Source organism: Pseudomonas migulae (assembly GCF_024169315.1).
GTDB classification, from domain to species: domain Bacteria; phylum Pseudomonadota; class Gammaproteobacteria; order Pseudomonadales; family Pseudomonadaceae; genus Aquipseudomonas; species Aquipseudomonas migulae_B.
Genome location: NZ_JALJWR010000001.1, coordinates 4903746 through 4916610 on the forward strand (window position 1 = coordinate 4903746; position 12865 = coordinate 4916610).

General features: G+C 58.0%; 12 protein-coding genes and 1 pseudogene. 9 read left to right on the forward strand and 4 right to left on the reverse strand.

What is annotated here, in order from left to right; genetic code table 11:
• The first annotated feature begins 132 nt into the window (after positions 1 to 132).
• The 3 genes from J2Y86_RS22465 to J2Y86_RS22475 are packed head-to-tail and all read left to right on the forward strand — an operon-like array spanning position 133 to position 2504.
• Positions 133 to 1152: a Glu/Leu/Phe/Val dehydrogenase family protein gene (locus J2Y86_RS22465; RefSeq protein WP_253436531.1), complete on the forward strand. Its 1020-nt coding sequence runs from the start codon at positions 133 to 135 to the stop codon at positions 1150 to 1152.
• An 18-nt stretch (positions 1153 to 1170) separates the two neighbouring features.
• Positions 1171 to 2082 carry a hypothetical protein gene (locus J2Y86_RS22470; RefSeq protein ID WP_253436536.1) on the forward strand — a complete coding sequence of 304 codons (912 nt, stop codon included), beginning with the start codon at positions 1171 to 1173 and terminating at the stop codon, positions 2080 to 2082.
• A complete protein-coding gene (locus tag J2Y86_RS22475) occupies positions 2079 to 2504 on the forward strand; it encodes a hypothetical protein (protein ID WP_253436539.1) in 426 nt (141 codons plus the stop codon). The genes J2Y86_RS22470 and J2Y86_RS22475 overlap by 4 nt, the downstream gene beginning before the upstream one ends.
• Before the next feature lie 152 nt (positions 2505 to 2656).
• On the opposite strand, the pseudogene J2Y86_RS22480 reads toward J2Y86_RS22475, so the two are convergent.
• Positions 2657 to 2911 (reverse strand): annotated as a pseudogene (locus J2Y86_RS22480) (YebG family protein); the annotation flags it as partial.
• 154 nt (positions 2912 to 3065) lie between these two features.
• Positions 3066 to 5894 carry an RHS repeat domain-containing protein gene (locus J2Y86_RS22485; protein WP_253436542.1) on the reverse strand — a complete coding sequence of 943 codons (2829 nt, stop codon included), beginning with the start codon at positions 5892 to 5894 and terminating at the stop codon, positions 3066 to 3068.
• Positions 5895 to 6141: 247 nt separating this feature from the next.
• Between J2Y86_RS22485 and J2Y86_RS22490 the strand changes: the two genes are divergently transcribed.
• The gene (locus tag J2Y86_RS22490; RefSeq protein WP_253436545.1) at positions 6142 to 6642 is read left to right on the forward strand and encodes a phosphate-starvation-inducible protein PsiE; all 501 of its coding nucleotides are present in this window, start codon (positions 6142 to 6144) and stop codon (positions 6640 to 6642) included.
• Here the strand turns inward: J2Y86_RS22490 and J2Y86_RS22495 are convergent.
• Both J2Y86_RS22495 and J2Y86_RS22500 read right to left on the reverse strand, forming a co-directional pair.
• Positions 6639 to 6953: a DUF3509 domain-containing protein gene (locus tag J2Y86_RS22495; RefSeq protein WP_253436550.1), complete on the reverse strand. Its 315-nt coding sequence runs from the start codon at positions 6951 to 6953 to the stop codon at positions 6639 to 6641. The genes J2Y86_RS22490 and J2Y86_RS22495 overlap by 4 nt on opposite strands.
• A gap of 263 nt (positions 6954 to 7216) precedes the next feature.
• Positions 7217 to 8593 (reverse strand): L-serine ammonia-lyase, encoded by a 1377-nt coding sequence (locus tag J2Y86_RS22500; RefSeq protein ID WP_253436553.1) that lies wholly within the window; start codon positions 8591 to 8593, stop codon positions 7217 to 7219.
• 135 nt (positions 8594 to 8728) lie between these two features.
• Here J2Y86_RS22500 and J2Y86_RS22505 point away from each other — a divergent pair, with 135 nt between their 5' ends.
• The 5 genes from J2Y86_RS22505 to J2Y86_RS22525 all read left to right on the forward strand — a co-directional run bounded on the left by J2Y86_RS22505 (position 8729) and on the right by J2Y86_RS22525 (position 12862).
• Positions 8729 to 9676, forward strand: a complete 948-nt coding sequence (locus J2Y86_RS22505) for a LysR substrate-binding domain-containing protein (protein ID WP_253436557.1) — start codon at positions 8729 to 8731, stop codon at positions 9674 to 9676.
• Positions 9677 to 9889: 213 nt separating this feature from the next.
• Positions 9890 to 10297, forward strand: coding sequence for an HPF/RaiA family ribosome-associated protein (locus tag J2Y86_RS22510; protein WP_008150614.1), 408 nt, complete (start codon positions 9890 to 9892; stop codon positions 10295 to 10297).
• 367 nt (positions 10298 to 10664) lie between these two features.
• Entirely contained in the window at positions 10665 to 10958 is a 294-nt protein-coding gene (locus J2Y86_RS22515) for a DUF3649 domain-containing protein (protein WP_253436560.1), read from the forward strand.
• On the forward strand, positions 10955 to 12535 hold the full coding sequence (locus J2Y86_RS22520; protein WP_253436563.1) for a PepSY-associated TM helix domain-containing protein: 1581 nt from the start codon (positions 10955 to 10957) through the stop codon (positions 12533 to 12535). The genes J2Y86_RS22515 and J2Y86_RS22520 overlap by 4 nt, the downstream gene beginning before the upstream one ends.
• A complete protein-coding gene (locus tag J2Y86_RS22525) occupies positions 12536 to 12862 on the forward strand; it encodes a DUF3325 domain-containing protein (protein WP_253436566.1) in 327 nt (108 codons plus the stop codon).
• Positions 12863 to 12865: the final 3 nt, after the last annotated feature.

Here is a 12865-nt window from a genome sequence, read left to right on the forward strand (position 1 = left end):
GTTCGTCCAGTGGTACGCCGGGTTATGTCCGAAACCGCTGAAGCACGGCAATGCTTATTCCGGTGCGCTTCTGCAATTTTTGGGCGCGAGCCTATACTGGCGACTACAAGAAGTGATTCGGGAGCCCCTACGATGTTCGCTCTCATGCAAAGCACTCGCCTTGAATCGCTGCATCTGAGCGTCGACCCGGTCACCGGGTTGAAGGCGGTCATTGCCATTCATAACAGCCGTCTCGGGCCTGCCCTGGGGGGGTGTCGTTACCTTGCCTATCCCGACGATGAGTCCGCGGTCGAGGATGCCATTCGCCTCGCCCAAGGCATGAGTTACAAAGCGGCGCTCGCCGGTCTGGCGCAGGGCGGCGGCGTGGCGGTGATTGTGCGACCGGTCCACGTGGAAAACCGCGCGGCACTGTTCGAAGCGTTCGGCCGCTGCATCAATCAGCTCGACGGCCGCTACATCACCGCCATCGACAGCGGCACCTCGGTGGCGGACATGGATTGCATCGCCCAACAGACCCAACATGTCACCAGCACCACCTCGGCCGGCGACCCGGCGCCCCACGCGGCGATGGGCGTGTTCACCGGCATTCGTGCCACCGCCATGGCTCGCCTCGGCAGCGATAACCTCGAAGGCCTGCGCGTGGCCATTCAAGGCCTGGGCAATGTCGGCTTCGCCCTGGCCGAACAGCTGCATGCCGCCGGTGCCGAACTGCTGGTCAGCGACATCGATCACGGCAAGGTGCAACTGGCCATGGAGCAACTCGGCGCTCACCCGATCGCCAACGACGCACTGCTCAGCACACCTTGCGATATTCTCGCGCCGTGTGGCCTCGGCGGCGTGCTCAACAGCAATACCGTCACGCAACTGCGATGCTCGGCAGTGGCGGGTTCGGCGAATAACCAGCTGACTCATCTGGATGTCGCGGATCAACTGGAACGGCGAGGCATTCTTTACGCGCCGGATTATGTGATCAATGCTGGCGGGCTGATCTACGTCTCGCTCAAACACCGCGGCGAAGAACTGACGACCATCACCGCCCACCTGTCGAAAATCAGCTCGAGGCTGACCGAAGTCTTCGCCCATGCCCAAGCGGAGAAACGCTCCCCGGCGCGGGTGGCAGACGAATTGGCGGAGAAAGTGCTGTACCGATGAAGGCTTGCTGCGTCCTTCATGCCGCTGGCAAATTCCAAAGACCTGACTACGCTGCAAGCGGGATGGCGCAACGCCACCCGCCCGGTTGATGAGGGCCTGCCAGCGTCTGGGGCAATCATGACTGGCGCAATGCTTTTTCGTGATTTCAAGGAGCGAATCATGTCTTCCAGTTCATCTCTCACCTGCAATTTCACGATCAACTCCAGCCTCGATATTGGCGTGTCGTTTGTCAGTGACGATAACGGTGCCAATTACGGCGGGCAGATCACTATTTTCACCCCTGGCACCGCAGGGCCGGTGAGCACCGGTTTATGGGACAGCGACGGCAACGTCTTCTTCACCCTCTACCAGTCTGAAAACCCGGCCATCAACTGCGTGATCAACTCGGGATCGACGCCCGGTTCATGGGACCCCTATATCGAGGTCGCCCAGCAAAACGGCCTGACCTGCACCATCTCCGGGCCCGTGCCGCAACCTGGTGAAAATACGTTTGGTTATACCCTCGACGTGGTGCCAAGCGCTGGCGTTGGTCAGGGCGCCGTTACGGCCCGGGCGGCCGGATCGCCGACGCCTCAACACGTTGCGCGAATGTTGCTTCCTGCGGGCGGCAAAGAGGCATGGACGCTGATCATGCAGGGCAATACGCCGGTGCCTGACGAAATCAGCGTTGGCTCGCCGGTCGTCATGGCGTGGGCGCGGTTTGACGACGAGACTCAGGTGGCCGGCGGCGTCTACAAATCCGATACGCCGACGGATTACAACGTCAAGTTCATGTGGGTGCTGGACGCCGACGGTAATCAGTATCCCGGTTGGCCCATCGATGTCAGCGATCACGAGGACTTTCTCAACAATGGCTACCTGTTTTCACTGCCCGGCAGTGATGAGGTCTACCTGCTGAACGTCGTTGATCGGCCATGGGTGAAATCATGACCACTACTTACACGTTCTCCGTCAGCCTGTTGGACGCGAGCGCCAATCCGAACGGGTTGCAGATTTGGCAGAGCGGCACGTTGACGTTCGACACCGTTTCGATGACGGGCGAATTGGCGCTTCCAGGTTTTTACAAAGATCCGATCCCGTACGAGGGAAGCACCGAATCGCCATCAACGTCGGCAGGCACGACCATCGAGGCCTCGGGCAAAAGTACCGAAGCACAGATCACCTTCACGGTGACCTATAACTTTGATGGTTTTCTTTTCAACGGCAGCTATGTCGGCGGGTTGATCAGCGTGCTCGACTACGCCGCACAAGAGACCTATCTCTATGTCATCCAGGGGCTTTCTCCGCAGTCGCCATCGGGGGCGACATTCCGTGGAGGATCTGGTGACAAGAGAGCGCCGCGAACGGCCTGATCCCCGTTTTTCGCAGGCATGAAAAAGGCCCTGAGTCATTCGACTCAGGGCCTATTCAATTCGGGTGTCTCTTACTTGGGTGTCTTGGCTGCTTTAGCGGGCTTGGCAGGCTCAGCGGCTTCGACTGCTTCAACAACGGGTTCCGCTATTTCAGCCGGCGCATTCAACAGTTCGGACAGCGCATCCGGCTGGCTCTTGAACGCCTTGGCGAACACATCGCGGTTCTTCGCCATGTAGATCCCGGCTTCTTCCACCTGCTGCTCGGTCAGGGACGGAACGGCTTTTTGCAACACTTCAGCCAGCAATTCGGCCAGTTCGAGCATTTTGTCATGACGGTCAGCTTCGGCTTTATCCATGAACAAGCGCTCCAGATCTCGGCTGCTGCGGTATACCACTTCGACGGCCATTCACCACCTCACATGCCTTCACGATAGTTGTCTGTTTCGACCACTGTATTTATATACAGCGAAAAGGATAAGCGAATCCCCGCGCTTTGGGTAGTGGCTTTTTACTTTAGCCGGAAATATGGATCGTGCAGTGGCAGGCAGCGAGAGGCTGACGTCAGCCAAGACGTCGGCGAATGACCTCGATTCGGGCGACAAACTCTTCCTTTGCCTGTGACCTGTTTATCAGGGGATCCTGCAACGCGTGATCGTCAAAAAAAGATCCCCAGTCAGTATTCATGAATTGCTCCATGGTCGATGACTTGTCCGCAAAAACTGCGAGATGTTCATCTGTGATCTGATTTGCGTCGATGGCAGAAAATCCAGGCTCAAGTATCTGGTCATGATCGATCGCATAGGCCTTGCCAACATGATTGAACACTATGTTCCCATGCTGGCCATCATCAATTCGATCCCGTGTATTCAGTAAAAAATCGAATACATACATGCTCGAATTCCGGCGGTCGAAATTTATTGATGCATTTGTAGGGGGGACGAAGCGTGAGAGAACCTGTCGATCTTCTCCTGGCTGCAGAATCGTCGCAGGAACGATATTCAAATTCAGCTTTTCACTGAATCGGAAGGCAAACACTTCGTTACTGGCACCTATGCGTTGCCTGACGACGTCTTTGGCATCCAGTGCGACCATGGATGAATAGTCCTTTAACACTAACCAATCGTTCTCAGTGTGTTTGGTCAGCCAGGTCTCAAAGCTGCTGGAGAGATCTTTTATTTTTATTAGCTCCAGAGGTGTTTCACCAACGTTGATCATTTTTTCGGGGGGCGAAATATCAGCAATAGGAGCATCAGGAGGGGGGGCGAAACTGGACGGGACTTCTGACCGGCCAGCGCCGTTTGTTCCGTGCATTGGTCGCGGCGGAACTGGAGGGGGCAGGATGCGCGTTGTGGAAGCAGGTCTATCCGAAATCGGAGGCGATCCGGCAGATGTCTTCACCAGACCATTTGTGTCCCTATGCGAAACAGGGTTGTTACCAACCATTTTATAAAGGTTCAATCCATCCACAGCCCCTCCCGGATCCGGATTAAGCCACCTCGACCACCAATGTACGTAGTACCGGAACCCATAGTAGATAAGCCCGCTGGCATCACGCTCCTTTCCCGAATAACGAACGGTTTTATAGTTTCCTTCCGTCTCACTGCGAGCCGCGAACCACGCCGTGCCACCATAGGGGTAATAACCTTCCCGGCTCAGCGTTCGCGCTTGATCATCCAGTTCCAGAACACACGAACCTAGCTGATCGCCAAGCCCGTAGCGTAATTGATTATTCCCGGCGTCCTTCGGTAAGGCGCTCTTCCAGTGCAGTACCCGAATACTGCTGCGTCCGGCTTGAACATGGATAACGTACAAGACTTCATGACCGTCCGTATTGGTGCGTATTTCCAACCCCGGGAGATATAGCACTTCAGCAACATGGACCAGATTTCTGGCCTGCGTGGTTCGCACTTTACGCACACGTTGACCGTCGCCGTCATAGCCGTACCACTCCGTGTCGTTTGCCCTGTCAGGCCGCGAGACCAGGGTGATCTCTTGCAGTTGGTTACGCAGGTTCCAGTTCATGTCCGGCCCGGGCTGCAGGCGCTTGAGGTTACCGTTCAGGTCAAAACTGTTGGCAAAGTCGGGATCCGGCCCACCTTCAGTAATGGGCAAACTACGATTGCTGCCGGAGGCCGTTATCATCTCTCGACAATATTGCTGTGCTCCGACGTGAACCAACTTAAACAGGTTGCCGCCATCATCGTAATCAAAGGTTTGAACATAGTTAGCCATCTGGCTGGGGTCAGGCGGCAGCGGCTGAAAGTAGGGGAGTTCGGGGCCATTGGTTGGCGAGCAGCTTTCACGCCCGGTAGCCTTGATCAGTTGGTACAAGCTGTCGTAGCAGTAGCTTGAAGCAGGTTCGATTCGCTGGTTTTTGAAGTGGCGCGTTGCAAGGGCTGCGTCTTCAATGCGCACGATATTACCTACAGGATCGTAGTCATAGTTCAGGTCTTGCAGGAGCGGTGCTGCGGGATGCTGCGAAAAAAGTCGAATAAGCCGCCCGTCTTCGGGGTGGAATCGAGCGCTGTTGATTACGCCATTGCCAGCCGTTTCGTTTTCCACCTGACCGAAAGCGTTGTAACCGATCTTGCTCAACACTGTTTGTTCAGGCGATCCATGCAATTGCAGATAGGTTTGCTTGAGCAGCCCGGCCACATCGTATAGATACCGTTGGCGATTGCCCATCGCATCAATCTGCTCCAGCACTTCGTTAGTCGGTGAGTATCGAGTGGTAGATGAAAATTTATCCTGCTTCAGTTGCTCGTCTCGCAGTGGCAGTTCCTCAGGCCAGGAAGGTATCTGCAGATCTTTCAGGAAGCGCCGCGTCTCTCCGAGTGGTGCACTGCCGAGTGCATAGCCGGTTATTTGCCTGCTGCCGGCCGTGTCATCATGGCGGATCATCCGGCCACAACAATTAAGTTCAGCCGATAGAGAGTCACCCTCTCCAAAAGTAATCCTCTCGACGGCTTTTGAGTCGCCCCCCGCTTCGCTTTCACTGACTGATTCTGCACGCAGCAATTTGTCATATACGGTGCGCCGATGGCTTCCACGAGAATCAAACGACAAGCAAGCCACGCCAGCTTCATTTGCAAGCGCCAAACGCCACCCGGCATCGACGCTGTCCGTCATCAGCGCCATGCCACTCAAATTGTAGAGACGTTGGAGATTGGCCTTTGTATCGGGTTCTGTTTCTGCCTGCTTAAAGAGGCGAGGGTCCCAGTTGCCAACTAATTGCGCCGCGTGGTTGTAGAGCTGGTGAGTAACACGCGTCTGCGCTTTGCCCCCTGCAATCTTTCGGCAGTAGGCGATAGTGCGCACGACCAGACCTCTCGGGTCGATGGCCATGATTGCGGGTGTCGAAATATCCAGGCTGCGTAGGGTGGCAGACATGAGGCCGTCCAGATGCCCTCAACGATTCAAGCCAATGTGCCCCAGTTTTTTAACCGTCGATACTGTTAGAAATAACAGTTTTACAGGAAAAGCTGATATTGCTCGGAAGTCGAAAGAGCTTCGGTAAGTGCCTTATACGCCACGGCCATCCTCTCAATCGACGGCCTCTGGCCTTTTTTCTGCATGCTGAACAACCGTCACGTCCAACCCGCATCATCCGCTCGAACCGAGCTAAGGAAGAATCATCGTGAAAATCAACTGGGCCGAGAACCTGCGGCAGAACGTGCACCAACTCGCCGAGTCCCTGGGCAATCTGTTTGTCGAGACCTTCCACTACCTGGCGCTGTTCGCCATTGGCGCGGTGACCGCGTGGGCGGCGGTGATGGAGTTTCTGGGGATGATCGAAGAAGGGCACATCAAGATCGATGACATCTTGCTGCTGTTCATCTACCTCGAACTGGGCGCGATGGTCGGGATTTACTTCAAGACCAACCACATGCCGGTGCGATTCCTGATCTACGTGGCGATCACCGCGTTGACGCGTTTGCTGATCTCCAACGTCTCGCACCACAACCCGCCTGACCTCGGGATCATTTACCTGTGCGGCGGGATTCTGCTGCTGGCGTTTGCGATTCTGGTGGTGCGTTACGCCTCGTCGCAATTCCCTTCGGTGAAGATCGAACACCCGCAACGCAAGATCGGTGCGGGTTCCGGTGAGCATCCCGACGTGGAGAAGGGCGAGATTTAAAGGCGCATGGCGGGCCGCGGATGGCCTTTGGTTGGCGGCGGCAGCGTGTGGTTGTCGCCGTCGGTCATGGCTTCGAGGATGGTCATGGCGCACTGTCCCTGTTCGATGGCAATGCCGAACTGAATGCTTTGCACCAAGCGTTTGAGGCGTTTGGGGTCATTGCGTTGTTCGGCGCTGATCATCCGTTTGGCCACGATGCGGCCACTGTTGGACAAGGTCAGCATGATGCGGCCGTCCAGACCCTGAATGCTCAGGTTGATCTGGTAATCCGGTGCAAAGGCATCGGTAATAAGCTGAAAAGGGTTGTCCATGATGCGTCACCGCCTGATTGAACGTGCAGTAGTTGACCGGCCATGATCGGGTTGGTTCGCAACTCCGGACCATCGGCAGGCCGCTCGCTGAGGTTTTCAAAAGTCCTTTTTGCCTCGTCAGGGATGTAGCAAGGGGCATGCCGGAAAAATTGTCGAACAATGATCACAGCAAAAAAGAGGCGGGCACTGAGGCCCGCCTTCTTTTTTCTGCCCGTTTCAGGGCATGAATGAGCAGATGATCGCTGACGGTGCAATCAGACCGGTCAGCACTCCACCCAGCTCACCGCCAAGCCGCCCCGTGAAGTCTCTTTGTATTTGTCATGCATGTCGGCGCCGGTATCGCGCATGGTGCGGATCACCCGGTCCAGGGAAATGAAGTGTTTGCCGTCGCCGCGCAGGGCCATTTGCGTGGCGTTGATCGCCTTGACGGCGGCGATGGCGTTGCGCTCGATGCACGGCACTTGCACCAGACCGCCGACCGGGTCGCAGGTCAGGCCGAGGTTATGTTCCAGGCCGATTTCGGCAGCGTTTTCCAGTTGCTCCGGCGTGGCACCGAGCACGTCCGCCAGACCGGCAGCGGCCATGGCGCACGCCGAACCGACTTCGCCCTGACAGCCGACTTCGGCGCCGGAGATCGAGGCGTTTTTCTTGCAGAGAATGCCCACCGCCGCCGCGCCCAGAAAGAACGCGACCACGTCATCGTCCGACGCGTCCGGGTTGAATTTCATGTAGTAGTGCAGCACGGCTGGAATGATCCCGGCCGCGCCGTTGGTAGGCGCAGTGACCATCCGTCCGCCCGCCGCGTTTTCTTCGTTCACGGCGAGGGCGAACAGGTTGACCCACTCCATCGCCGACAGCGTCGAAGTGATGACATTCGGCTTGCCGATTTCCAACAGGCTGCGATGCAATTTCGCCGCACGACGAGGAACATTCAGACCTCCGGGCAGGATGCCTTCGTGGCGCAGGCCTTGCTCTACGCATTCGCGCATCACCGACCAGATGTGCAGCAAACCCTGACGGATGTCGGCTTCGCTGCGCCAGGCCAGTTCGTTGGCCATCATCAACTCGGACACCCGCAGCCCGTGCTGGTTACAGAGCTTGAGCAATTCGGCGGCGCTGGAAAAATCGTACGGCAGCACCACGTCGCTGGTCGGCGCAATGCCGGACTCGGCTTCGGCCGCTTCGATGATGAAACCGCCGCCAACCGAGTAGTACGTTTGCTCGTATAGCTCGCCGGTTGCGCCAATGGCTGTCAGAGACATGGCGTTTGGGTGGTAGGGCAGGCTCTCGTCGAGCAGCAGGAGATCGCGTTGCCAGTCGAAGGCAATGGTCTTTTTGCCGGCCAGGGGCAGTTCGCACGTTTCACGCAGGGTCTGGATTCGGCTGTCGATAGATGTGGGGTCGATGCTGTCCGGCCACTCACCCATCAGGCCCATGACACAGGCGCGGTCGGTGGCGTGGCCGACGCCGGTGGCTGAAAGAGAACCGTACAGGCGGATTTCCACTCGACGGACGGCGTTGAGCAGATTTTGCTCAATCAGTGCCTGGGCGAAGGTCGCGGCGGCGCGCATCGGGCCGACGGTGTGGGAACTGGACGGACCGATACCGACTTTGAAAAGATCAAAAACACTGATAGCCATGCTAAAGCCTATACAAGCAATGGAAGAGGAATCGCTGCCATTTTTGTAGGACAAGCGCAATCTCGGCGATACTGCCTGCCTCGGTCCTACGTGACCAACGAAACTTCCTAAGACAGCCTTTAGCAGGACTAAACAATGAGTCGCCAATTGCACGCCCAGACTTACGTCTGGCTGCACGTGTTTTCCTGTGCCGCGCGGCACCTGTCGTTTACCCGTTGCGCCGAAGAGCTGCACATCACGCCGGGTGCGGTCAGTCAGCAAATCCGCCAACTGGAAGAGCGGCTGGGGTTTCGACTGTTCCACCGGCGTGCCCGCGGTGTGGAGTTGAGCGCCGAAGGCCAGCGCCTGGCCATCACCGTCAATGAGGCTTACGGCAGCATCGATGCGGAATTGCGACGACTGGACGCGGGCATGATCAGCGGGACGTTGCGGGTGCGTTCGATTCCGTCGTTCCTGAGCAAATGGCTGACCCCGCGTCTGCCGCGCTTGCAGCAGCGTTTTCCGGACATTCAATTGCGCCTGGTGGCGGAGGACAGCAGCGTGCCGTTGCACGAGGGCGACTTCGACCTGGCGATAGATCTGAACGACGGCAGTTACCCCGGCCTGTTATCCACAACCTTGCTCGATGAGCAGATCTTCCCGGTCTGCGCGCCGAGCTTATTGCGCGGGCGGCCACCCTTGCATGGCCCGGCAGACCTGGCGCACTTTCCGTTGTTGCATGACATCACGGCCTGGCGCGGCAGCTATGAGTACGCGGAATGGGAGTTCTATCTCAACGCCATCGGCTACGAAGGCGCGGATGTGCGTCGCGGGCACACCTTCAATCGCAACCACCTGACCATCGAAGCGGCGATTGCCGGAATGGGCGTGGCGATTGCGCGGCGTACCTTGCTGAACGATGAGCTGGAGCGCGGGGCGTTGATCGTGCCGTTTGGTCTGGCGGTGCCCAATCACAAGCGTTACGTGCTGCTTTATGCACCGGGGGCGCTGAGCCACCCTGGCGTGCGCGCGGTGCATGACTGGCTGGTGGAGGAAGCGGGGGTTTTTCGAAGCCTGCACCCGCTGGCAGAGCGGCAGATGTGAGCATTTGTGACAAAGAAGTGAATCGACCCAACTCCCGACCTTAACAGCGCTTTTGCTCCTTGTCTGGCTTTTTTTGCGAATGAAAATTTATCTTTTTTCAGGGGTTGAATTGTTCGGCGCACAGACCGATTGTGTAAGTAAGAGGTCACGGTGACGACGCCCAAGGGCCAGCCGAAGGGCCTCTCGCGAGCTAGCTGAAATAAGGGATGAACTATGCAAATCCAAGTCAACAGCGATAACCATATTCAAAGCAGCATCCGACTGGAGGAGTGGGTACGTACTACCATTGAGAGCACGCTCGAACGTTATGAAGAGGACCTGACACGCGTCGAGGTTCATCTGCGGGACGAGAACGGCGACAAGCCTGGTCCCCACGACATGCGCTGCCAGCTGGAAGCGCGGCCAAAAGGCCACCAACCGATTTCTGTCACCCATAAAGCCGCAAACCTGGAACTGGCGATCGACGGTGCGGCTGAAAAACTCGAACACGCGCTGGAACACCTGTTCGGCAAACTGCGAGGCAAACCGCGTGCCGCGGTAGTGCCATTCGAAAGAGTCGCAGCCGATGCGCTGCTGGAAGACGAGTTTCTCGAGAACGAACAGGCTGCACAAAACGGCTGACGCCTGAATCACTATTTATCTTTCCACCACTGAAAACGGGCCTGCTTATGCAGGCCCGTTCTTGTTTCAGGGTTTGGCTAATTCTTCCAGGCCGATGAATACCTGTGGCGAGGGGATTTATCCCCGTCGGACTGCGAAGCGGCCCCAAAATCTGCAATCACGGTGTGTCTGATATCCATTTACGACTGCTTCGCAGCCGAACGGGGATAAATCCCCTCGCCACAATGATTGTCTTGCTCCAGGTATCATTGGACCAAAACGCAGGAAAAGCCGGATCTTTTTTGCGTATGAGAATATTTATCATTAATATCGAGACCTTGTTGGCCCCCTGAATTTCTCGCGGCCTCACCCGTTTCAAGGTCGAAACATGAAAGCACTCCCCGTTTCCTATCGAATGGCCGTCACGTCGCGAGTCCTCGCTGCCGTGGTGGGCGGCTATATCGTCGCGGCGCTCGCCAGTGTCAGCCTGAGTCTGTGGGTGCCCATGGCCCGCGCGGACGCGGTGGTGACCGGGATGATGACCTCGTTTCTGGCCTACCTGTGCGCGGTGATCTGGTGTTTTGCCTGCCGGAGCGCGTGGCAGGCCTGGCTCGGGTTAATCGTGCCGAGCCTGGTGCTGGCGGCGGTGTCGGGGCTGGCGTATTGGATGGGCCACTCATGAAAGAGGGCTTTCGTCAGGCGATGGCCTGGCTGCACACCTGGGCCGGGTTGACCTTCGGCTGGTTGCTGTTCGCGATTTTCCTGACTGGCACGCTGGCCTATTTCAAGGACGAGATCAGCCACTGGATGCAACCGGAAATTCCGGCCCGTTCTGTGACCTCCGAAGCCAGTCTGACCCTGGCACAGAACTACCTTCAGCAACACGCCGCCGGTGCCTCGCGCTGGCTCATCGACCTGCCCGATACTCGCGAACCCGGCCTGTCAGTACGCTGGCAGCAAACCCCGGCCAAGCGTGGCGAACGCGGCCAGTTCACGGAAAAACTCCTCGACCCGCAAACCGGCGCCGAAGTGCAGGGCCGCGAAACCATGGGCGGCGAGTTCTTCTACCGCTTCCACTTTCAGCTGCAAATGCCTTATCCGTGGGGGCGCTGGTTGTCGACCATCGCCGCCATGGTGATGTTCGTCGCCTTGATCAGCGGGATCATCACCCACAAGAAAATCTTCAAGGACTTCTTCACCTTCCGTCCGCGCAAGGGCCAGCGCTCCTGGCTCGATGGCCACAACGCGGTGGGCGTGCTGGTGCTGCCGTTTCACCTGATGATCACCTACAGCAGCCTGGTGATTTTCATGTCGATGGTGATGCCGGCGAGCATTCTGGCCTCCTATAACGGTGATGTGCGGGCGTTTTTCGATGAGGTGTTTCCGGCGTCCTCTGCGCCGGAGCTCACGGGCAAACCGGCAGAATTGGCGCCGCTGGCACCGCTGCTGGAAAAGGCTCGCGAGCAGTGGTCGGGTGGGCAGGTCGGGCGGCTCACCGTGAACAATCCGGGCGATGCGAACGCTTCGGTGGTGCTGGTGCGTGACGGTGCCGATCGTGTGGTCCATGACTTTGGCCGCGCGGCGACCTTCAACGGCGTCACCGGCCAGCTGCTCGGCACGACTCCGGAACAATCGCTGCCGAGGGCGATTGCCGGCAGTTTCTACGGCTTGCACATGGGCCGTTTCGCCGACCCGGTGCTGCGCTGGTTGTACTTCATTTGCGGGTTGGCCAGCACGGCGATGATCGGCACCGGGTTGGTGGTCTGGCTCGGCAAGCGTCAGCTCAAGCACGCGAAAAGCGGCGTGATGCCGTTCGAGTTGCGGCTGGTGGAAGTGCTGAACATCGCCAGCATGTCCGGGCTGATGGTCGCCGTGGCCGCGTTCTTCTGGGCCAATCGCGTATTGCCGGTGGACATGGCCGGGCGTGCGGACTGGGAAGTGAACAGCTTCTTTATCGTCTGGGGCCTGAGCGTCTTGCATGCCATGGTCCGCCGCGGCCGTGCAGCGTGGGTCGAGCAATTGACGCTGGCGGCGCTGCTGTTTGGCGCGATGCCGGTGCTGAACGCCCTGACCACGCCCTATCACTTGGGGCTCACGTTGGCGCAGGGCGATTGGGCGATGGCCGGTTTCGATTTGGCGTGTCTGGGCAGCGGTGTGTTTTTCGCCTGGGCCGCGTGGAAAATGCAACGTTCGGCACAGGCTGAAATCGTCAACCGCCAGCGCGTCCAACCGATCAATCTTGAGCAGGAGGCGAACTGAATGTTGCTGGCCCTGTTGCTCTCATACGGCGGTTTCACCGCGCTGTGTTTATCGATGGATCGGCATCACACCGAGCTGTTGGGTCGCAAGCCGTCGGCCCGTCGCCGTCACGGCATGAAGCTCGGTGGCTGGGTGTTGCTGGCCCTGTCGCTGTGGGCGGCGGTGTCTTCGACCGGTTGGGGTCTGGGGTTGGTGGAGTGGTTTGCGGTGCTGATGCTCAGTGCATTGCTGCTGGTGCTGTTGATGCCGTATCGCCCGCGCCTGGCATTGTCGTTGGCTGGTTTGAGCCTGCTCGCCAGTCCCGTTGCCGTTTTTGCGCTGTATTGATCC